The 20,443-nt window shown below is 72.0% G+C and carries 16 protein-coding genes; 10 read left to right on the forward strand and 6 right to left on the reverse strand.

Annotated elements, in window-relative coordinates; genetic code table 11:
* Positions 1 to 4 precede the first annotated feature (4 nt).
* Entirely contained in the window at positions 5 to 1,654 is a 1,650-nt protein-coding gene (locus tag DSM104299_RS05270; RefSeq protein WP_272476240.1) for a hypothetical protein, read from the reverse strand.
* A gap of 165 nt (positions 1,655 to 1,819) precedes the next feature.
* Here DSM104299_RS05270 and lon point away from each other — a divergent pair, with 165 nt between their 5' ends.
* The 3 genes from lon to DSM104299_RS05285 all read left to right on the forward strand — a co-directional run bounded on the left by lon (position 1,820) and on the right by DSM104299_RS05285 (position 5,448).
* The gene (gene lon / locus DSM104299_RS05275; protein WP_272476241.1) at positions 1,820 to 4,228 is read left to right on the forward strand and encodes an endopeptidase La; all 2,409 of its coding nucleotides are present in this window, start codon (positions 1,820 to 1,822) and stop codon (positions 4,226 to 4,228) included.
* Between the two features lie 64 nt (positions 4,229 to 4,292).
* Entirely contained in the window at positions 4,293 to 4,745 is a 453-nt protein-coding gene (locus tag DSM104299_RS05280; RefSeq protein WP_272476242.1) for a hypothetical protein, read from the forward strand.
* A 97-nt stretch (positions 4,746 to 4,842) separates the two neighbouring features.
* Positions 4,843 to 5,448, forward strand: a complete 606-nt coding sequence (locus tag DSM104299_RS05285) for a TetR/AcrR family transcriptional regulator (RefSeq protein WP_272476243.1) — start codon at positions 4,843 to 4,845, stop codon at positions 5,446 to 5,448.
* A gap of 32 nt (positions 5,449 to 5,480) precedes the next feature.
* Here the strand turns inward: DSM104299_RS05285 and DSM104299_RS05290 are convergent, their stop codons facing one another.
* Complete coding sequence (locus DSM104299_RS05290) at positions 5,481 to 8,801, reverse strand: hypothetical protein (protein WP_272476244.1); 3,321 nt, start codon at positions 8,799 to 8,801, stop codon at positions 5,481 to 5,483.
* A 90-nt stretch (positions 8,802 to 8,891) separates the two neighbouring features.
* On the reverse strand, positions 8,892 to 11,234 hold the full coding sequence (locus tag DSM104299_RS05295; RefSeq protein WP_272476245.1) for a putative bifunctional diguanylate cyclase/phosphodiesterase: 2,343 nt from the start codon (positions 11,232 to 11,234) through the stop codon (positions 8,892 to 8,894).
* A 199-nt stretch (positions 11,235 to 11,433) separates the two neighbouring features.
* On the opposite strand from DSM104299_RS05295, the gene DSM104299_RS05300 reads away from it, so the two are divergent.
* Positions 11,434 to 11,811, forward strand: coding sequence for a hypothetical protein (locus tag DSM104299_RS05300; RefSeq protein WP_272476246.1), 378 nt, complete (start codon positions 11,434 to 11,436; stop codon positions 11,809 to 11,811).
* On the opposite strand, the gene DSM104299_RS05305 is transcribed toward DSM104299_RS05300, so the two are convergent.
* Together DSM104299_RS05305 and DSM104299_RS05310 are read right to left on the reverse strand one after the other, a co-directional pair.
* The gene (locus DSM104299_RS05305; protein WP_272476247.1) at positions 11,808 to 12,089 is read right to left on the reverse strand and encodes a hypothetical protein; all 282 of its coding nucleotides are present in this window, start codon (positions 12,087 to 12,089) and stop codon (positions 11,808 to 11,810) included. The two genes, DSM104299_RS05300 and DSM104299_RS05305, sit on opposite strands and share 4 nt — an antisense overlap.
* Positions 12,090 to 12,122: 33 nt before the next feature.
* Positions 12,123 to 13,502 (reverse strand): glycine--tRNA ligase, encoded by a 1,380-nt coding sequence (locus tag DSM104299_RS05310; protein WP_349294527.1) that lies wholly within the window; start codon positions 13,500 to 13,502, stop codon positions 12,123 to 12,125.
* Positions 13,503 to 13,610: 108 nt separating this feature from the next.
* Here DSM104299_RS05310 and DSM104299_RS05315 point away from each other — a divergent pair, with 108 nt between their 5' ends.
* Positions 13,611 to 13,988 (forward strand): FmdB family zinc ribbon protein, encoded by a 378-nt coding sequence (locus tag DSM104299_RS05315; RefSeq protein WP_272476249.1) that lies wholly within the window; start codon positions 13,611 to 13,613, stop codon positions 13,986 to 13,988.
* Here the strand turns inward: DSM104299_RS05315 and DSM104299_RS05320 are convergent.
* Positions 13,985 to 15,151 (reverse strand): LCP family protein, encoded by a 1,167-nt coding sequence (locus DSM104299_RS05320; RefSeq protein WP_272476250.1) that lies wholly within the window; start codon positions 15,149 to 15,151, stop codon positions 13,985 to 13,987. The genes DSM104299_RS05315 and DSM104299_RS05320 overlap by 4 nt on opposite strands.
* Positions 15,152 to 15,172: 21 nt before the next feature.
* Here DSM104299_RS05320 and DSM104299_RS05325 point away from each other — a divergent pair, with 21 nt between their 5' ends.
* The 5 genes from DSM104299_RS05325 to DSM104299_RS05345 all read left to right on the forward strand — a co-directional run bounded on the left by DSM104299_RS05325 (position 15,173) and on the right by DSM104299_RS05345 (position 20,438).
* Positions 15,173 to 16,126 (forward strand): ROK family protein, encoded by a 954-nt coding sequence (locus DSM104299_RS05325; protein WP_272476251.1) that lies wholly within the window; start codon positions 15,173 to 15,175, stop codon positions 16,124 to 16,126.
* A gap of 187 nt (positions 16,127 to 16,313) precedes the next feature.
* The gene (rsmI, locus tag DSM104299_RS05330) at positions 16,314 to 17,123 is read left to right on the forward strand and encodes a 16S rRNA (cytidine(1402)-2'-O)-methyltransferase (protein WP_272476252.1); all 810 of its coding nucleotides are present in this window, start codon (positions 16,314 to 16,316) and stop codon (positions 17,121 to 17,123) included.
* Positions 17,124 to 17,382: 259 nt separating this feature from the next.
* Entirely contained in the window at positions 17,383 to 18,084 is a 702-nt protein-coding gene (locus tag DSM104299_RS05335; RefSeq protein ID WP_272476253.1) for a peptidoglycan DD-metalloendopeptidase family protein, read from the forward strand.
* 48 nt (positions 18,085 to 18,132) lie between these two features.
* On the forward strand, positions 18,133 to 19,680 hold the full coding sequence (gene metG / locus DSM104299_RS05340; protein ID WP_272476254.1) for a methionine--tRNA ligase: 1,548 nt from the start codon (positions 18,133 to 18,135) through the stop codon (positions 19,678 to 19,680).
* On the forward strand, positions 19,677 to 20,438 hold the full coding sequence (locus DSM104299_RS05345) for a TatD family hydrolase (RefSeq protein ID WP_272476255.1): 762 nt from the start codon (positions 19,677 to 19,679) through the stop codon (positions 20,436 to 20,438). Before metG ends, DSM104299_RS05345 begins: the two co-directional genes overlap by 4 nt.
* Positions 20,439 to 20,443: the final 5 nt, after the last annotated feature.

Here is a 20,443-nt window from a genome sequence, read left to right on the forward strand (position 1 = left end):
ACCCCTACGTCTTCTTCGGCGCGCAGAGGTTGTAGGTCCGCGAGGACTTCACCTTCTTGCCCCTGGTCGTCGTGCCGGTGACCGCGACCGTCAGCGGGCCCTTCGGCAGGCCCTGGAACACCAGCCGCGCGCGGTAGTACCCCTTCTTGCCCAGCGTGCCGGTCGCCTTCTTGCCCTTGACCGCCTTCTTGGCGAACGCGAACGTCACGCCCTTCCAGTGCCGGCCCTTCGGCGGCCGGACGTTGACGGTCACCACGCGCCGGGACGCGCAGATCACCGGTCCGCGCGCCGCGGGCTTGGCGCCCGCCGCGGCCACCACGGCCGCGCCCGACGGCCGCACGGCCGGCGCCACCGTCGCGGCGCCCCGCACCCCGACGACCAGCGGCGTCGCCACCAGCTCCTGACGGACCGCGCCGCCGCTCGGCACGCTGCGCCCGGACACGACCGCGGTCGGGACGATCACGTTGCCCTGGACCGCGCCCGGCGCCACGCGGAACCGGTAGCGCGCGGCCTTCTCGCTGCCCGCCGTGACGGTCCCGGCCAGCTCGACGAACGGGATCCGCCCGGTCCCGTCGACGCTCGTGACCGGGACCGTCAGCCCGGGCAGCGCCGCGCTGCCCGCGGCGTCGGCGACCGCCTCGTGCCCGGCCGCCGCGCGCAGCGTCGCCGTGCAGTTGACGATGTCCTGGGCCAGCAGCGGCGGGCCGTCGTCGTCGGCGCACACGAGCGTGCTCGCGGTCACCACCGCGGGTCCGGGGGTGATGACGATCGCGCGCGAGCCGAGCCCGAGCCCGCCGGCCACGCCGCTCGACGCGTTGGTCCAGTTGACCGTGCCGTTGACGTAGATGATGGTCCCGCCCAGCACCGCCGGGTCGATCTGGAGGTGCGTCGTCAGCGCCGGGTCCGCCACGCCGCCCGACGGGACGCCGCCCGGCAGCACGCTCGGCAGCCAGTTGAGGTTCTTGCCGAAGTGGAAGCTCTCGTTGCCGCCGGCCGTCCACGCCGTGCCGCCCGGGAGGCCGACCGTCAGCGAAACGTCGGTCGCGTTCTCGCGGTTGGGCTTGTTGGCCAGCAGGAACGAGCAGACGACGGTGTCGCCCGCCCGGACCTCGGTTCGCGTCGGATCGGCGTTGGCGCACGTCGTCGTCGAGGGCTCGAGGTCGGCCGGCTGGGGCATGACCGCCAGCTGGTCGGCGGCCACCGTGAACGTCTGCGCCAGCGGGTCGCGCACCGTCGCGACCGGCACGATCGGCGTGCCCGGCAGCGCGGCGGCGTCGATCAGCAGCCGGATCGACGCGGGCTTCGGGATGCCCGGGTTCAACAGCCCCAACTTGGTCTCGTCGAAGTGCAAGTGCGTCGGCGCGTCGGCCGGGACCGGGATGCCCTGGGCGTTGGGCAGCGGCGCCCACGACGTCCCGTCCGGGATCGCGATGTCCGCGGTCACGTGGTAGGCGTTGCTCGATCCCGCCAGGCCGACGACGAGCTGGCACACGACGACGTCGCCCGGCCGCGTCGACCCGAGCAGCGGCGGCACCGCGTTCTCGGGGTGGCAGTGGAACGTCGACGCCGACAGGTCCGGCGGTGGGTCGTCCGCGAGCGCGGACGGGACGACGACGCCGGGCAGCGCGGTCGCGCACGCCGCGACCACACCCACCAACGCACAACGAACTCGGGACATAGCTCGCCTTCTCCTAGCCGCACGTATGAGGTGCGGGGTCGCGACGGGCCTCCCAGCTCGCGCGGCGATCCTACCCGCCGGTAGGGCTCCGGCGCCAGTCCAGGACTGGTCGAGGTCGAGTGGTGGCGTATCGTCGGCCCGGTGATCGAGATCAGCGCCGAAGGAGCCGGCCGGGCGGTGGAGGTGGGGGCGCGCAACCACCTGCCCACGACGCTGCCGGTCCTGCCGCTGCGCGAGAGCGTCCCGCTGCCGGAGACGCTGACGCCGCTGGCCATCGGCCAGGAGCGCTCGATCCAGCTCGTCAACGACGTGCTGGCGGGCGACCGCATGCTCATCATGGTCGCGTCCACGAATCCCGAGCTCGAGACGCCGGGCCCGGACGACCTCTACCAGGTCGGCGTCGTCGGGTCGGTCGCGCGGATGCTCAAGATCCCCGACGGGACGCTGCGGATCCTCGTCCAGGGCGGGCAGCGCGTCCGGATCGCCAAGTGGCTCGGCGACACGCCGTACCTCAAGGCCGAGGTCGAGGAGCTGCCCGACGTCCTCGTCGAGTCGACCGAGCTGACCGCCCTGACCCGCAACGTCCAGGAGACGTTCAGCCAGATCGTCGAGCAGGTCCCGTACCTGCCCGAGGAGCTGCAGCTCGCGGTCGCCAACGTGGACGAGCCGAGCACGCTCAGCCACCTGATCGCCGGCTCGCTGCGCCTGCCGCTGGAGGAGAAGCAGGCGCTGCTGGAGGAGGTCGACGTCGGGCGCCGCCTGCGCCGCCTCGCCGAGGCGCTCGCGCGCGAGCTCGAGGTCATCTCGATCGGGTCCGAGATCCAGTCCCAGGTCCAGTCCGAGATCGACAAGGGCCAGCGCGAGTACGTCCTGCGCCAGCAGCTCAAGGCGATCCAGGAAGAGCTCGGCGAGTTCGACGAGAGCGCCGAGGAGGCCCGCGAGCTGCGCGAGCAGCTCGACGCCATCGCCCTGCCCGAGGACGTGCGCAAGCAGGTCGACCGCGAGCTGCGCCGCCTGGAGCAGCTCCCGCCGCAGGCCGCCGAGCACGGCGTGATCCGGGGCTGGCTGGAGTGGATCGCGTCGCTGCCGTGGGGCACGTCGACCCAGGACGACCTCGACCTCCGCCACGCCCGCGAGGTGCTCGACGCCGACCACTACGACATCGAGCAGGTCAAGGACCGCATCCTGGAGTTCCTGGCCGTCCGCAAGCTCTGGGCCATGCGGGAATCGGGCCCGCCCACCCCTCGCGGCTCGATCCTCTGCTTCGCCGGCCCGCCCGGCGTCGGCAAGACGTCGCTCGGCCGCTCGATCGCCCGCGCGCTGGGCCGCGGTTTCGAGCGCATCAGCGCCGGCGGCGTCCGCGACGAGGCCGAGATCCGCGGCCACCGCCGGACCTACATCGGCGCGATGCCCGGCACGATCGTCCGCGCGCTGCGCGACGCCGGCTCCGACAACCCGCTGTTCATGATCGACGAGATCGACAAGATGGGCGCGGACTTCCGCGGCGACCCGTCCAGCGCGATGTTGGAGGTCTTGGACCCCGAGCAGAACGCGACGTTCCGCGACCACTACCTCGACGTGCCGTTCGACCTGTCCAAGGTCATGTTCATCTGCACGGCCAACGACGTCGACCGGATCCCAGGGCCGCTGCGGGACCGCATGGAGGTCATCCAGCTCGCCGGCTACACCGAGGACGAGAAGCTGCAGATCGCCAAGCGCTACCTCGTGCCGCGCCAGATCGAGCGCAACGGGCTGAAGAAGTCGTGGCTGGCGATCGGCGACAGGGCGCTGCGGCGCGTGATCGCCGACTACACGCGCGAGGCCGGCGTGCGCCAGCTGGAGCGGACCATCGGGACGCTGTGCCGCAAGGTCGCGCGCGACATCGCCGAGGCCGATGGATCGACGAAGCCCACGCGGCGGACGATCGCGCCGGACGACGTCCGCGCGATGCTCGGCCGCGCGCGCGTCCACTCCGAGGCGCGCCGGCGCACGGCGGCGCCCGGCGTCGCGACCGGCCTGGCCTGGACGCCGGTCGGCGGCGACGTGCTGTTCATCGAGGCCTCCGCCACGCCGGGCAGCGGCAAGCTGCTGCTCACCGGCCAGCTCGGGGACGTCATGAAGGAGTCGGCGCAGGCCGCGCTGACGTGGGTCAAGGCGCACACGCACGAGATCGCGCCGCTGCTCGAGGACGCGTGGTTCGCCGACCATGACGTGCACGTCCACGTGCCCGCCGGCGCGACGCCGAAGGACGGGCCGAGCGCGGGCATCACGATGGCGACCGCGCTCGCCTCGCTGATCGCCGGGCGCTGCGTGCGCGAGGACGTCGCGATGACCGGCGAGATCACGCTGACGGGCCAGGTGCTGCCGATCGGCGGGCTGAAGGAGAAGGCGCTCGCGGCGCAGCGCAACGACGTCAAGACCGTCATCGCGCCGGCGCTCAACGAGCCCGACGTCGAGGACATCCCGGAGCACCTCCGCAAGCGGCTGCGCTTCGTCTGGGTCAGCGAGATCCGCGAGGTCCTGGACGCGGCCCTGCAACACGCCGACTGATTTGTGGGGAAGGGCGGGTATGCTCGCTGAAAGAGCCCCGACCCCGACCCGAAGAGGGACCTGCATGGCCAAGAAGAAGAAGGCGGCCGCGGCCGCCGGCGCCGTCACCGCGGCCAAGTCCAATCCCTACGTCCAGCGCGTCATCGAGGACGACGAGATCCGCGACAACGTCCGTGTCGCCTTCGAGGCCGCGCGCGACGCCTACGACCGCCTCTCGTCCGGGAAGTCGACCGGCAAGACGCTCACGGACGACAAGAAGTTCCACAAGGACCTCCACACGGCGGCCGAGGCGTTGAAGGATGCCGGCTCGTCGCTGCGCGAGGGCCCCAAGAAGAAGCGCAGGGGCGGGTTCGCCCGCAAGCTGCTGCTGCTGGCCCTCGCCGGCGGTCTGGCCATCGCGCTCAGCGCGGACCTGCGCTCCAAGGTCCTCGACGCCCTGTTCGGCGCCGAGGAGGAGTTCGACTACACCTCGACGACCGCCCCGTCGGCGGCGCCGACCGCGGGCAGCGCGGCGTAGTCGCGCCACCACCAGCGAGCTGTGCCGGAGGGCGTCCCGCGAGGGACGCCCTTCTTGTTGGCGTTATGTCGGTTGGCCGGCCAGCTAGGATCGGCGGATGGAGGCCGGCGCGACCGCGCGATCGCAGCTCAGCGGGGAGAAGGCGCAGCGGATCGTGGACGCGATGCGCTCGTCGGTCGCGCTGCGCGGCGTCGCGGGCTCAACGTTCGACCACGTCGCGCGCGACGCCGGGGTCAGCCGCGGGTTGTTGCACTACTACTTCGGCTCCAAGGAGCGGCTGCTCGCCGAGGTCGTCAAGCGCGACACCGAGCTGCGGCTCGGGATGCTCGACGAGCAGCTGGCGAAGGCCTCGAGCGCTGCGGACTTCATCGCGATGCTGCGCTCGACGCTCGAGGCGATGCTGCGCGAGGACACCGAGTTCCTGACGCTGTCGTTCGAGGTCTTCACGCTGTCGCGCCGCAACCCGGACATCGCGGTCGAGTACACCGAGCTGGTCCGCCGCACGCGCGAGCACGTCGCCGCCGTCCTGGCCGCCAAGCAGGACGAAGGCGTCCTGACCCTGCACGGCGAGCCCGAGGCGATCGCCGAGATCATCTTCGGGCTCGGCGACGGCCTCGCCCTACGGCTGCTGAGCGAGCCCGACCGCGACCACCGCGCGACCGTCGAGGCCGGCACGCGCGCGGTGGCGGCGCTGATCGGCTAGCCGCCGCACGCCCGGCCGCCCCGGGCCGGGCGCTACTTCTTCTTGGTCTTCGGCTTCTTGGTGGCCTTCTTGGCCGCGACCTTGATGGTGGCCTTCTTGCCGCGGGTGCCGTCGGCCTTGAGGCCGGTGACCGTGATGGTCGCGCGGGTCGTGCTGGTCACGGAGCCGATCGTGAGGCGGGTCGGCTTCTGGCGGGAGAGGAGGCGGCGGCCGTCGGAGAGCGTCGCCCGGATCTCGTAGCGCTTGGCGTTCTTGGCGGTGGCCCAGGAGATCTTGAGGGCCTTGCTCGTGCGGGTGGCCTTCAGGCGCTTGGGCGTCGCGGGCTTGGCCGGCGGCGGCGCGACGTAGGACCCGACGGTCAGCGTCGTGCGCGGCCGGCCGTTGGAGCTGACCATGGCGATGATCTTGCGCGTGCCGCCGGGGCCGTCGGCGGGTGTGAAGCGCAGGGTGCCCTGGAGGCCCTTCGCGGTGCCGATCGCCTGCGCCGCGCCCTTGCCCTGCTCGGCGAACGTGACCTTCTGGCCCGGGACGCTGTTGATGGTGTACTTGAGCTCGCGCCTGCCGTCCGCCGCGCGCGTCAGGTGCGTCGTGACCTTCGGGTCGTCCAGGCCGTCGGCGGCCTTGACGCCGGTGACCGGGACGCTGTCGGCGGCGGGCTCGATCGTCCAGGCGCCGGCGGCCGGCGCCTTGACCACGAAGTACGTGGTGTTGGTCTCCGGCACGTGGAAGGCGATGGCGTCGGCGGTTTGGAGCTTGCCGGTCGCCGGCGCGTCGATCCGCGCGCCGCCGGGGCCGACGAGGCTGACGTGCGGCGGCGCGCCCTGGCCTTCGACCGCGACGACCCCGGACGGCAGGCCCTGGCCGAACGTGACGCTGCGGGCGCCGCCGGCCTGCGCGGCGGCGGCCGTCGCGCGGAACGGCGCGATGTCGCAGCCCGACCACATGATGTCGAGGCCCTCGCCCCACTTGTAGCCCGCGCCGAAGTCCGCGATCGGCGTCTGGGCGCAGCCGGCGAAGCCGGTGCTGCTGAACACGACCTGGCCGCCGACGCATCCGAAGTCGCCGAGGCAGATGTCGGCGCCCGCCTCCACGTTGAACGCGGACTTGAACAGGAAGCCCGAGACGTCGGCGGTCGCCGAGAACCCGGAGAACGCGTAGCCGAGGTGGCCGCCGAAGCCGACGTAGCCGTTGGTGCGCAGCTCGAAGAACGCGGTGGCCAGCGGGATGCTGACCAGGCTGATCGTGCCGTCGGCACGCAGGATGATCGGGTCGCTGAGCGTGAACGTCAGGTCGCCGTCGACCCGGATCGCCGACACGCCCGCGATCTCCGGCCCCGCGTCGACCGTGATGCCGCCCTTGAGCTGGAGCGACGGCTGGGTCTTCAGCGAGAAGCGGATCTTCTTGAGCTGCGTGACCGCGAACGGGTCGAGGAAGACGCCGGGCGGCAGCGTCAGCTCGGCGCTCAGGTAGTCGAGGTCGCCGTGCGTGAACCCGATCTTCGACTCGATCGACGGACCCGGCGGCTGCGGCGGCAGGATCACCTTCGCGCCGCCGGCCCACGACACCGCGTCCGCGTCGTAGTCGAAGAACAGGTCCTTGATCTCCAGCGGCCCGATCAGCGCGTCGCCGACCTTGACGTGCAGCTCGCGCAGGTGGACGCCGGCGACGTTGTCGGCTCGGATCGTCACGTCCCCCGTGACGCCGCCGAACAGCGCCGGCAGCCCGAGGTGCACCGGGATCTCCGCACCGCCGCCGCGGAACTTCAGCTCCGCCTTGCCCTTCAGCGGGAAGCCGATCAGGTCGCCGCCGCCGGACACGTCGATCGAGCCCAGCGAGGCGATCGACGCCTTCGGCAGCGTCCAGTTGATGTCGTCCTTGTACAGGACGGTGTCGCCGACCTTGACCGTGACCGTCGCGCCCGACGACGTGATCGTCCGCGCCTTCGGGTCGAGCTTGAGCTTGCCGCCGCCCAGCTCGATCCGCAGGCCGTTGATCTTCACGCCGCCCGTGGCGACGTAGGCGTTGCCCTCCTTCTTCAGGCACGCGTCGGCGATGACGTCGACGGCGGCGAAGGTGAGCAGGCGGCAGGTCGCGGGCGGCGGCGGGGCGGCCTGCCCGGGCGTCGCGGGCGGCGCCGGCAGGCCCGGGATGGACGGCAGCGTCACGTGCAGCGAGACGCTCGGGTCGGGCAGCCCTTCGAGGAAGATCCGCGGGTTCTGCTCGCCGCCGTTCTGGGACTCCCACATGGCCGAGCCGGTGAAGCCCTCGTCGACGGTGCGCGCTGTGACGCGGATGTGGCCGAGCGTGAAGTCGGGCCCCGGGACGAGCGTCTGCTGATCGCCCCAGGTGACGCCGCCGTCGCCGGAGGCCCGGTAGCCGAGGCCGGTGTCCTTGTCGATGAACAGCGCGTGCAGGATGCCGCCGGCGTCCTGCACGATGTCGCGGAAGTTGCCGCCGTTGCCGTCGCTGACCGCCAGCGCCGGGCCAACCGTCGTGCCGTCGATCTTGCGGATGAAGTACTGGTTGTCGGTCGCGCCCGCCGTGCTGCGGTACATCACGAACGTGCCGCTGGGCCCGGTGGTCAGCTCGGGCAGCTCGGCGTCGGGGATCGCCACCTGCGGCGTCCACTTCGCGGCGTTGTTGACGTCGGACAGCGGGCAGGGGTTCAGCGTGCAGGTGTAGGTCCGGACGAAGGTGGTGTCGCCGAGGTCGGCCCACGCGGCGACGAACGAGTTGCGCTCGCGCTGGACGACCGACGGGTCGTAGGCGCTGTAGCTCGTCAGCGACGCGTAGGCGGTGGTGCGGGTCTGCGGGTTGCCCTCGGCCGCCAGCGGCGCGGCCTGCAGGCGGATGCCCTGCGTCGGGCCTTCGATGGTCAGGACGCGCCGATCGGCGCCGTCGAAGATCGCCCGTGAGCCCGAGCCGGTGTAGGCCGCGCCGACCGTCCCGATCGACACCGGCGTGGCCGGGAACGTCGCGCCGCCGTCATCGGAGACGTAGACGAGGTTCTCGAAGTTGCGGTTGGTCATCAGGAGGACCTCGCCGAAGGGCGTGACCATCACGTGCGGGCCCTCGACGTCGGAGCCGCCGCCGGCGGGCGTGCGGGTGATCGCGTTGCTGCATGCCGTCGCGCCGCGCGGGATCTGGCAGTAGTGGAGGACGTCGTCGTTGCCGGGCCGCGACTCGTTCCAGACGACGTGCGTGATGCCGTCGCGGTCGACGATCGAGTCCGGGTCGTTGCCGTTGGCGATCACCGTCGCGGCGTGGGCGCCGGTCGCGAGGGCGAGGCCTCCGCACAGCAGGGCCATCAAGATGAGCAGGGATGAAGCGCGACGGACCGTAGCGAAGGGCACGGCGGCCAATCTTCCAGCCGGTGTGGACGCGGTCAACGGGCAGATGGGTGGGTCCAGGCCCTCCGTCCAGAGGTTGGCGCGTCGCCGCGCTTAGAGCCGGAACCGCAGCGGGGTCGCGTGCTCGTCGTCGTGCGTCGAGGTGGGCGTCGTCGGAACGGCGCAGCGGGCGATCGGGCCGTCGCGGCGGGCGGCCAGCCAGGCGTCCATCTGCGCTGCCGGCAGCGGGTGGCTGAGGACGAAGCCCTGGATCGCGTCGGCGCCGAGCTCGGCCAGCGACGTCCACGTGTCCTCGTCCTCGACGCCCTCGGCGACGACGCGCAGGCGCAGCGAGCGGGCGAGGTCGAGCGTGGTGCGGACGATCGAGGCGTCGTCCTCGTCGCGGACCATGTCGGCCACGAACGAGCGGTCGATCTTCAGCTCGGTGACCGGCAGGCGGCGCAGGTGCGCGAGCGAGGACCAGCCCGTGCCGAAGTCGTCGAGCGCCACCCGGATCCCGAGCCGGGCGATCGCGGCCAGCGCCGCGGCGGCCGCGTCCGGGTCGGCGATGACGCCGTCCTCGGTGACCTCGAGTGTCAGGCACGTCGGCGGGACGTCGTGGAGGGCGAGCGCGCGGGCCACCGCGTCGCCGAGCGTCGCGTCGGCCAGGTCGCCGACCGCGAGGTTGACCGCGACGGTCAGGTCCAGGCCGTCGGCCCGCCAGCGCGCGAGCTGCTCAAGCGCCTGGTCGAGCACCGTGCTCGTCAGCCGGTTCATCAGCCCCGACTTCTCGGCCAGCGGCAGGAAGTCCGGCGGCATCATCAGCCCGTGGGTCGGATGCTGCCAGCGCACCAGCGCCTCGACGCCGAGCACGCGCCCGAGCTGCGGGTCGACCTTGGGCTGGTAGTGCACGACGATCTCGTCGCCGCGGTCCAGCCCGGCGCGCAGCTGCTGGCCGAGCACCAGCCGGTCGCGCGTGTGCAGGTCCCGCGTCGGGTCGTACAGCGCGACGCCGCCGCCGGCGCCCTTGGCGAGGTACATCGCGACGTCGGCACGCCGCAGCAGCTCGCCGTCCTGCTGGGCGTGGTCGGGGTAGAGCGCGATGCCGACGCTGACGCCGACGTCGAGCGTCAGCCCCTCGATCGCGAACGGCTGGGCGATCGCGTCCACCACCTTGTTCCCGGCGCGCAGCGCGTCGGCGCGGCCGCTGCCGGGTGGCAGCAGGACCGCGAACTCGTCGCCGCCGAGGCGGGCGAGCAGCGTGTCGCGCCCTAGCGCGGCGCGCAGCCGCCGGCCGATGAGCTGCAGCAGCGTGTCGCCGGCGCCGTGGCCGAGCGTGTCGTTGAGCTCCTTGAAGCGGTCGAGGTCGAAGATCAGCAGCGCGAACGGCAGGTCCTCGACCTCGGCCTCGCGCAGCACGGTGTCCATCCGGCGGTGGAACTGGCGGCGTGACGGCAGGCCCGTGAGCTCGTCGACGAGCGACTCGTGGCGCGCGTCGGCCAGCAGCTGGACCTCCCGCAGCGTCAGCCCGGTCCGGGCCAGCGCGACCGCGACGGCGCACAGCGCCAGGCCGGCGGTGATCCCGTTGAGCGTCGTGATCCTGTCGGCGGCCAGCAGGCCGAGCGCTACCGCGCTGAAGCCAGCCGGGACCAGCAGGACGCGCGCGCCCTCGACGCGCAGGCCCTCCGGCGCGCTCGGCGCCGCCCACGGCGCGAGCGCCAGCAGCCCGAAGCCCGCGCACCACAGGACGTCGGCCGCGCCGTGCGCGATCGCCCCGCCGCCGGCGACCGAGTCCAGGTTGATCGCGTCGCCGATGAACCAGCACAGCATCGCCGTCCCGATGAGGACCCAGCGCGCGCCCGGCCGCCAGCCCGACATCGCGACGATCGCGATGACGAGGACGACGAACGCGAGGTCGCCGATCGGGTATGCGGCCTGGACGCCGATGTCCGAGCGCGTCGCCTCGTGGAAGACCGGGCCGTAGATGAGCGCGATGCCGGCGGCCGCGAAGGTGAGGACCGCGACGAGGCCGTCGAGCCACATGCTCGCGGGCGCCCGCACGAAGGAGCGGCGCAGGACCATCGCGATCGTCGCGTAGGCCGCGGGGTAGAAGGCGAGCCAGAGGACGTCGGCGGCCGATGGGATCGGCGGGTCGGGGTCGCCGCTCCAGAACACGGCCCAGAGCAGCGAGCCGGCGGTGTAGAGGCCGAGGCCGATCGCCAGCGGGATCCAGGCGCGGCGGTCGCGCTCGATCACGAGCGTGCGGGCGATCGTCGTCCCGGTCGCCAGCGCGCCGGCGAGCACCGCCGCCCAGCGATGCAGCGTGGGGAGGTCGAGCCGGTCGCCGGCGGCGACGTCCAGCGCGAGGACGGCGACGAGCACGCCGAGGCATGCCGCGGCCGCGTGGAGCGCGAGCCGTGTGGGTCGAGGCAGCTCCGCGAAGGAGGAGGGATCCATCTTCACGGGTCATCGGTCCTGGATCCGGAGGGCTTGAGCAACGGACCGTTGCCTACGCGAGGAGGCCCTTCGAGCTGGGCGCGGATGGGCGAAACCTCCCCATCGCAGCCCGGAAGTTGCGCGCAACGTGCGTGAATCTGTGCAGAACCGCGCAGGGTGTGGACAACCACACCCAGGAAGAGGAGTGTTGCGCTCCCCGATGACCGATCGCCCCGATCCTTACCGCAGCGTCGCGCGTGAGCTGCTCTGCGTCCTGGCCGACGAAGGCCGGCCGATGAGCCTGCGCGAGCTCGAGGAGCCGGGCCGGCTCGTCGGCGACGACGCGGCGTTCCAGCTGTCGGTCGCGCGCGTCGCGGGGTTCGTCAGGGCGGTGCCGGGCATGGTCGCGCCGACCGAGCCGCCGCGCGAGCCGCGCTACCAGCCGACGACGCTCGGCTGGATGATCGCCCGCCAGACCTCGCGCGCGGGCGCCTTGGCGCGCCAGCTGCGCGACGCCGACGACGTCCCGTGGGCGCCCGAGCGCCCCGCGGTCACGGCCGCGCGCGCCGCCGCGCGCCGCTCACGTCACGTGGCCTAGCCGAGGCTGCCGGGCAGCGAGCCCGGCGTCCCGCTGCGCGAGCGCCAGTGCTCCGGCAGCTCCGGGTGCTCGAGGAACAGCAGGTGGTCGTCAGCGCCCGACGCGGCGACGCCGTCCCAGACGATCGTCAGCGCGTCGTCGACGTCGTCGGCCTCGACCGTGACGGTGAACACGCCGACCTCGTCGGGCTCGCCCACTTCCACGTCGTCGGGCAGCGCGGACGCCAACTGCTCGCGCGCCTCTTCGTCGCGCGGCGTGCCGCCGTGGATCTCAAGCATTCCAACCTCGAAGCTGGGCATGACCCTGTTGTACTAGTCCAGCTTGGGTGACGTCCACGGTTGGGCCAGGCGCAGCGACAGGTTGTCGGCCAGCTCGTCGATCGCGATGCGCTCCTGGCCGAGCGAGTCGCGGTCGCGCACGGTGACCGTCCGGTCCTCGAGCGACTGGTGGTCGATCGTCACGCACCACGGCGTCCCGATCTCGTCCTGGCGGCGGTAGCGCTTGCCGATCGAGCCGCCTTCGTCGTACTCGGTCTGCATGCGCGCCTTGAGCAGCTTCTGGACCTCAGCGGCGAGCTCCGGCTGGCCGTCCTTGCGGACGAGCGGCAGGATCGCGACCTTCACGGGCGCGAGGCGCGGGTGCAGGCGCAGGACGGTCCGGACGTCGGACTTGGCCGGGTCGTCGCTCAGCTCCTCCTCGTCGTAGGCGTCGGCCAGGAACGCGAGGACCGAGCGGCCGACGCCGGCGGCCGGCTCGATGACGTGCGGGACGTAGCGGCGGCCGTCGGGCTCGACGACCTCGATGTCCTTGCCCGAGCCCTTGGCGTGGGCGGTCAGGTCGAAGTCGCCGCGGTTGGCGATGCCCTCCAGCTCCGACCAGCCGATCGGGAAGAGGTACTCGACGTCGGCGGTGCCCGACGAGTAGTGGCTGAGCTCGTCGGCGTCGTGGGCGCGCAGGCGCAGGTGGTCCGGACGCAGGCCCAGGTTCACGTACCAGTCGAACCGCGCCTGCTTCCAGTGCTCGTACCAGTCGGGCGCCTGCTCCGGCGGGACGAAGAACTCCATCTCCATCTGCTCGAACTCGAGCGTGCGGAAGATGAAGTTGCCGGGCGTGATCTCGTTGCGGAACGACTTGCCGACCTGCGCGATCCCGAACGGCGGGCGGCGGCGGGCGAAGGTCAGGACCGTCTTGAAGTCCAGGAAGATGCCCTGCGCGGTCTCGGGGCGCAGGAAGACGCGCTGGCCGCCGCCCTGGACGGGGCCGATCGCGGTCTCGAACATCAGGTTGAACTCGCGCGGCTCGGTGAGCTCGCACTCCTCGGTCCCGCCCGGGAGCTTGGACGGCTTGCGCCCGCAGCGGATCTCGGGCTGGGAGTCCGGGTTCTCGCGCGCCTCGGCGAGATGGTCGGCGCGGAAGCGTCGCTTGCAGGTCTTGCAGTCGACGAGCGGATCGGTGAAGCCCGCGAGGTGGCCCGACGACTCCCAGGTCTTGGGGTGCTGGATGATCGCGGAGTCCAGGGCCACGACGTCGTCGCGCTCCTGCAGCATCGCGTCCCACCAGGCGTCGATCACGTTGCGCTTGAGCAGGACGCCGTAGTGACCGTAGTCGTAGGTGTTGGCGATCCCGCCGTAGATCTCGCTGGCAGGGAAGATCAGGCCGCGGCGCTTGCACAGCGCCACGATCTTGTCCATCGTCACGACGTCCTGGGTGGGCACGCGCGCCACTTTACCCACGGCCTGTGTCTGAGCCCGTGCCGTGGCGGCAAGAGGTTCGATGGCACTCGTATACTCGGAGTGCCAATGCCCATCTACGAGTACCGACGTCCAAACGGAACCACGTTCGAGGTCATGCAGAAGATGACCGACGACCCGCTCACGCACGACCCCGAGTCGGGCCAGCCGGTCGAGCGCGTGTTCCACCCGGTGGCCGTGCACTTCAAGGGCAAGGGCTTCTACAACACCGACTACGGGACCAAGCGCCGCAACCGCGAGCTGCGCGAGTCCGCCGAGTCGGGGGCCGACAAGTACGAGGCCGGGCAGGCGGAGAAGAAGAAGGAGAAGGACAAGTCCTCCTCCTCCTCCTCGTCTTCGGACTCGTCCTCGACGTCGTCGTCCAAGCCCAAGGCCGAGAAGAAGTCGTCCTCGGGCGACAAGAAGCCCGCGAAGAAGTCCGCCTAGCCCTTCAGGAACCGTTCGACGTCCCGCGCCTTCTCGGCGTCGGAGACGTGGAGGCCGGCGCCGCCGTCCGGCGCGGTCTCGGCGCCGTCGGGCTTGAGGATGCGGGTCGGCGGCGAGCCGGAGGTGGCGAGCGCGCCGAACAGGCCCAGGAGCGTCGGGCCGGACATGTCGCTCTTGAGCGCCTTGGGCGTGTTCCAGGCGATCAGCGGCAGGCGCGGGAAGGCCCACGGCGAGATCAGCCGCGACTTCATCGCGCTGAGGATCTTCTGCTGGCGGCGCGCGCGGGTGAGGTCGGACTCGGCCTTGTTGCAGTCGTTGTGCCGGGTGCGCGCGAGCGCGAGCGCCTGCTTGCCGTCGATGTGCGTCTTGCCCTTCTTCAGGCGCAGCGTGTAGCCGCCGTTCTTGAAGCCGCCGTTGATCTTCGAGACCACGCAGCCGCCCTCGTAGGTGATGCCGCCCATGGCGTCGATGAGGTCGGGGAAGTTCTGGAAGTTGACCTCGATCAGGTGGTTGACCTTGATCCCGAGGTAGTTCTCGATGGTCTCGACGGCCAGGGCGGGGCCGCCGAACGCGTACGCCGCGTTGATCTTGTTGCGACCGTGGCCGGGGATGTCGACGATCGTGTCGCGCGGGATCGAGAGGCGCGAGTTCTTGCCGCCGCCGACGCGCATCAACATGATGGAGTCGCTGCGGGAGGGGCCTGACGGGTCGGCGCCCGCCTCCTTGGAGCCCTTGGGGCGCTGGTCGGAGCCGAGGACGAGGACGGTGTTGGGGCTGGTGAGCGGGAAGCCGGCGCCGCCGAGGGCGACCTTGCCGCTGAGGTCGCCCTGCTGGATCTGGGCGCTGATCAGGAACAGGACGAGGCTGAGCCCGACCCACGCGATCGCGCCCAGGACGACCCACTTGACGATGCGGCCGAAGGAGATCGGGCCGCGGGGCGCGCCCGTGCGTCGGCGGCGCGGGAGGCCGGGAAGGCGGGGGCGGCGCGGCTGGCCGTCGTCCCGGCGCCCGTCCTCGTCCGGACCGTCGGGCGGCGGCGGGGTTCCCGGGGCGCCCCGGAAGTCGTCGAGCAGCGGCTCGCCCGGCCTGGGGCCGCGGCGCAGGAAGCTCGGTCCCGAGCGGTACTTCGTGTACTCGGGTGGGGGATCGGAAGGGTGGGGCATCCAGCGGATAGGGTGGTTGGCATGTCCGCCGGGTGCGTGATCGGCGTCGATCTCGGCGGCACCAAGCTGCTCGCAGGGGTCGTCGACGCCGACCTGAACGTCCACCATCGGGTGTTCCGCCATGCCCGCGAGGGCAAGGGGCCCGATCAGCTGCTCGACGTCCTCGTCGCGGCGGTCGAGGAGGCGCGTGAAGCGGCGGATGGAGAGGTTAGGGCAGTCGGCTTCGGTGTCCCGTCGTTGGTGGATCCTGCAACTGGAGTTGCCAACACGACAGTTCACCTGCCGTTGCGGGATGTCCCGCTGAAGGACGTCATGGCCGAGCGCCTGGGCGTCCCGGTGGCGGTCGACAACGACGCCAACGCCGCGATGGTCGCCGAGCACCGCCACGGTGCGGCGGTTGGGGCGTCGTGCGCCGCTTTGCTGACGCTGGGGACCGGGATCGGCGGCGGGATCGTCGCCGACGGTCGCGTCGTCCGCGGCGCGCACGGCGGGGCGGGGGAGTGGGGGCACATGGTGATCGCGGCCGACGGACCGCTGTGCACGTGCGGCAACCGCGGGTGCCTGGAGATGCTGGTGAGCGGCACCGCGTTGGGCCGGGCGGCCGCCGAGGCGGCGGTGGCGCTGCCGGACTCCGGGTTCGGGCGCGCGCTGGCCGCGGGGCGGTCGATCACCGGGATGCTGGCGACCGAGCTGGCCCATGACGGCGACCCGGTGGCGCGTGACGTGGTCGCGTCGATCGGCCACTACCTCGGCGTCGGGATCGGGAACGTGGTCAACATCCTCAACCCGGAGGTCGTGGTGGTCGGCGGGGGTGTCATCGCGGCGGGCGAGCTGCTGCTGGCGCCGGCGCGCAAGGTCGTGGCCGAGCGCGCGCTGGCGCCGTCGCGCGACCAGGTCCGGATCGTGCCGACGCGGTTCGGCGACGCCAGCGGCATGATCGGCGCGGCGGTCCTGGCCATGGACCTGGTGGCGTGAGGTGAGCGCGGACGGCGTCGGTCGTCTGGTGGTGTGCCCGACACTGGGCGTCGGCGTCGGCGCCGAGGTCGCGTCGTGACGGGGCGTTTGGTGGTGTGCCCGACACTGGGCGTCGGCGCCGAGGTCGCGTCGTGACGGGGCGTCTGGTGGTGTGCCCGACGCTGGGCGTCGGCGCCGAGGTCGCGTCGTGACGGGGCGTTTGGTGGTGTGCCCGACGCCGATCGGCAACCTGGAGGACATCACGCTGCGGGTGCTCAGCGCGCTGCGCGAGGCCGACGTGATCGCCTGCGAGGACACGCGCCACACGCGGATCTTGTTGGACAAGTACGGCGTGAGCGCGCGGACCGTGAGCTACCACGAGCACAACGAGGCCTCGCGGGCGTCGGAGCTGGTGGCGCGGATCCGGGACGGCGAGACCGTGGCGCTGGTGAGCGACGCCGGCATGCCGTTGGTCAACGACCCCGGCTTCGTGCTGGTGCAGGCCTGCGTGGCCGCCGGGATCGGCGTCGAGGTGCTGCCAGGGCCGTCGGCGGCGCTGACGGCCCTGGTCGCGTCGGGGCTGCCGGCGACGACGTGGCGGTTCGTCGGGTTCCTGCCGCGCAAGCAGGGCGAGTTGTCGTCCTTGCTCGGCTCGGCGGCGGAGACCCTGGTCGCCTTCGAATCCCCGCGTCGCCTGTCCGCGTCGTTGGAGATCCTCACCGCGCTCGATCCCGGTCGCCCGGTCGCGGTCTGCCGCGAGCTGACCAAGCTCCACGAGGAGATCCTGCGCGGCACCGCCTCCGAGTTGTCCTCGCACTTCTCCTCGACCGAGCCCCGCGGCGAGATCGTCGTCGTCATCGGCGCCGCGCCGGCCGAAGACCTCGAGCTCGGCCCCGCGCTGTCGGCGCTGACGAAGCTGGTCGAGGCGGGAGCGAAGACACGCCCGGCGGCGGCCGTCGTGTCCGAGCTGACGGGCGTACCGGCCAACACGCTGTACAAGGCGCTGACGGACCGCTGATCGCGGGGGCGGCGGCGGGCCCGCCGCGTCGTCGCGACCGCTCTGCGGTCTCCGCGCCGGCCCCCATCGCCACCGCCGCCTCGGTCGACGCGCCTCCGTCGCCTCGGCAGCCCGGGCGTGGCCGGCCGCGGTCGGCCGACCCGGCAGCGGGATCGTCTTCGGCGATCCACCCTCACATCGTCGAGCAACACCTACGACTTCGTTCCAACTCTGCGCAGATCGCCGGTGACGCCGCGCCGGCGGCCATAGCTTCGGTCCGATGCCTCGGAAGGTGCTCTGCCTGTCGCTCGCCGTCACGGCCCTCTTGGTGGTGCTCGAGGGGGTCGGAGCTCAGTCGGCGATCGCGGGGGAGCGCTGGCGCCGGCCGTTGCCGGGAGGTGCGGTCGTCGGTGCGTTCTCGTTCGAGCGCTCGGCGCCGTATGTGCGCGGCCGGCGCCGAGGTGTCGACTTCGCGGGGACTCCCGGCACGCCGGTGCTCGCGGCGTGCGACGGCACGGTCACATACGCCGGTCGGGTGCCCGAGCCGCGCTTCGGACGCGGCGTGACCATCCGGTGCGACCGCCTCGTCGCGACCGAGTTGGGGTTGTCGGTCGCGTTCGTCAGGCGCGGCGCGCATGTGACGTCCGGCGCGCCGGTCGGGGTGCTCGCAGCCAGCGGAACCCTCCGCCTCGGCGCCCGCGTCGCCACCGATCGCCAGGGCTACCTCGACCCACTGCCGCTCATCGACGACGCTCCGCCGAGCATCGCGCCGCCCGTCGTCCCGCGCAGCCACAACCGGCGAACGAGACCCGCGGCCCGGTCGCCCTACGCCGCGCCCGCGTCCCGCCCGGCTCCCGGCACCTTCCCGTGGCCCGCCTTCGCCGGCCTCGCGCTCGTGACCACCGCGGCCGCGGGAGGTGGCGCCATGCGCGCCCACCACCGGCGTCGCACGCAGCGACAGACCGCACCGGCCACGCGTTAGCCGCCAAGCGATCTCGCCCCGGCCACCCCGATAGCCTCAGACCCACGCATGGCCTCCTTCTACGTCACGACCCCGATCTACTACGTCAACGCTGCCCCGCACCTTGGGCATGCCTACACGACGATCGCTGCGGATGTGATGGCTCGGCATCACCGGCAGAGGGGCGATGACGTGTTCTTCCTCACCGGCACGGATGAGCATGGGGAGCCGGTGGCGCTCGCGGCGGAGGCGGCCGGGGTGACGCCGAGGGAGCTGGCCGACAAGAACGCGGAGCGGTTCAAGGCGCTGGCGCCGGTGCTCAACGTCACCAACGACTTCTTCATCCGGACGTCGGACCCCGAGCACGTGAAGGCCGTGCAGGAGGTCCTGACCAAGGTGAAGGACAACGGCTACGTCGAGCTCGGCACCTACGAGGGGTGGTACTGCCCGCGCTGCGCCGACTTCAAGTCCGAGCAGGAGATCGTGGACGGCGACCGCTGCCCGATCCACCTCATCGAGCTCGACTGGGAGCAGGAGGAGAATTACTTCTTCAAGCTCTCCAAGCTCCAGGACCGCCTCGAAGAGCTCTACGCCAAGCACCCGGACTTCGTCACCCCGTCGACGCGCCGCAACGAGGCGTTGTCCTTCATCAAGGGTGGCCTCCAGGACGTCTCCCTCACGCGCGGGAAGCTCACGTGGGGCGTCCCGGTGCCGTGGGACGAGAAGCACGTGTTCTACGTGTGGTTCGACGCGCTGCTCAACTACTACACGGCGCTCACGTACGCCAAGCCCGGCCAAGACCTACGAGAGGAGTTCTGGCCGGCCTCCTACCACCTCATCGCCAAGGACATCCTGAAGTTCCACTGCGTCTTCTGGCCGGCGCTGCTGATGGCCGCCGACCTGCCGCTGCCCAAGCACGTCTTCGTGCACGGGTACCTGCTGCTCGAAGGCCACAAGATGTCCAAGTCGCTCGGCAACGTCCTCGACCCGTTCGAGGTCATCGACAAGTACGGCGCCGACGCGCTGCGCTTCTACCTGCTGCGCGACGTCAGCTTCGGCCAGGACGGCTCGGTCTCCACGGCCGACTTCGAGAAGCGCTACGAGTCCGAGCTGGCCAACGACTTCGGCAACCTCGCGAGCCGCACGATCAAGATGGTCCTGCGCTACCGGGACGGCGCGGTCCCGCAGGTCGAGCCGGACCCGACCCTCCAACCCGACTTCGAAGGCCTGCAGGACCGCGTGTCCGCGCTCGTCGGTCGCGCCGAGCTGACGCCCGCCCTCGAGGAGATCTGGCAGCGCGTGCGCCGCCTCAACCGCTACGTCGACGAGCAGGCGCCGTGGAAGCTGGCCAAGGAGGAGGGCCGCGCGGCCGACCTCGACCGGACGCTCGCGACGCTCGTCGAGGGCCTGCGCGTCGTCACCGTCCTCCTGTACCCCTGGATCCCGGAGCGTGCCGCGACCCTGATGCACGCGCTCGGGGCGCCCGCCGACGTCGAGCTCACCGACACCAACCCCGCGCTCTCCCTCGCGACCGCGAAGCTCGGCGCCCGCGTCCCGACGCACGTCACCGACCTCGACCCGCTGTTCCCCAAGCAGCAGCCCCCGAAGGCCGCGTGATCGACTCCCACACCCATCTCGACTCCTGCGGGGCGGGCGGGGGACCGAGTCCCGCGGAGCTGGTAGCGGCGGCGACGCGCGTTGGCGTGACGCGTATCCTCACCGTCGGCCAGGACGGTGCGACCGGCCGCGCGGCGCTCGCCGCCGCCGAGGCGTTCCCGCAGGTCTACGCCGCGATCGGCCACCACCCCAACCAGGCGACCGGCTTCGGCGACGCGCACCTGGCCGAGATCCAGGCCCTCGCCGCGCATGACCGCTGCCGCGCGATCGGCGAGACCGGTCTGGACTACTTCCGCGACTACGCGCCGCGCGCCGACCAGGAGCGCGCGTTCCACGCCCAGATCGAGCTCGCCAAGGACACCAACAAGCCGTTGGTCATCCACACGCGCGCGGCCGAGGACGACACGATCGCCACGCTGCGCCGGCGGGCCGCCGGCGTCCGCGTCATCCTCCACTGCTTCTCGATGCCCGACCGCCTGGACGAGTGCCTGGCCGAGGGCTGGTGGATCTCGTTCGCCGGGAACGTCACCTACCCCAAGAACGAGGACCTGGCCGCCGCTGCCGAGCGCGTGCCCGACGATCGCGTCCTCGTCGAGACCGACGCGCCCTACCTGACGCCGCAGCCGCTGCGCAAGGAGCGCAACCAGCCGGCGTACGTGACCGAGACCGCGCGTTTCGTCGCCGACCGTCGCGGTCAGGCCTACGAGGCGTTCAACCAGATCGTCGAGCGCAACGCGGCCGAGCTGTTCGGGTGGTGACGCGC

It is taken from the genome of Baekduia alba (assembly GCF_028416635.1).
GTDB classification, from domain to species: Bacteria; Actinomycetota; Thermoleophilia; order Solirubrobacterales; family Solirubrobacteraceae; genus Baekduia; species Baekduia alba.

Excerpts from the sequence above, each read along its gene's own strand:
- DSM104299_RS05280 (WP_272476242.1), top strand. The coding sequence starts at position 4,293 with ATGGCCAAGAAGAAGAAGGCGGCCGCGGCCGCCGGCGCCGTCACCGCG.
- DSM104299_RS05285 (WP_272476243.1), top strand. The coding sequence starts at position 4,843 with ATGGAGGCCGGCGCGACCGCGCGATCGCAGCTCAGCGGGGAGAAGGCG.
- DSM104299_RS05295 (WP_272476245.1), bottom strand. The coding sequence starts at position 11,234 with ATGGATCCCTCCTCCTTCGCGGAGCTGCCTCGACCCACACGGCTCGCG.
- DSM104299_RS05300 (WP_272476246.1), top strand. The coding sequence starts at position 11,434 with ATGACCGATCGCCCCGATCCTTACCGCAGCGTCGCGCGTGAGCTGCTC.
- DSM104299_RS05305 (WP_272476247.1), bottom strand. The coding sequence starts at position 12,089 with ATGCTTGAGATCCACGGCGGCACGCCGCGCGACGAAGAGGCGCGCGAG.
- DSM104299_RS05310 (WP_349294527.1), bottom strand. The coding sequence starts at position 13,502 with ATGGACAAGATCGTGGCGCTGTGCAAGCGCCGCGGCCTGATCTTCCCT.
- DSM104299_RS05315 (WP_272476249.1), top strand. The coding sequence starts at position 13,611 with ATGCCCATCTACGAGTACCGACGTCCAAACGGAACCACGTTCGAGGTC.
- DSM104299_RS05320 (WP_272476250.1), bottom strand. The coding sequence starts at position 15,151 with ATGCCCCACCCTTCCGATCCCCCACCCGAGTACACGAAGTACCGCTCG.
- DSM104299_RS05325 (WP_272476251.1), top strand. The coding sequence starts at position 15,173 with ATGTCCGCCGGGTGCGTGATCGGCGTCGATCTCGGCGGCACCAAGCTG.
- DSM104299_RS05335 (WP_272476253.1), top strand. The coding sequence starts at position 17,383 with ATGCCTCGGAAGGTGCTCTGCCTGTCGCTCGCCGTCACGGCCCTCTTG.
- metG (WP_272476254.1), top strand. The coding sequence starts at position 18,133 with ATGGCCTCCTTCTACGTCACGACCCCGATCTACTACGTCAACGCTGCC.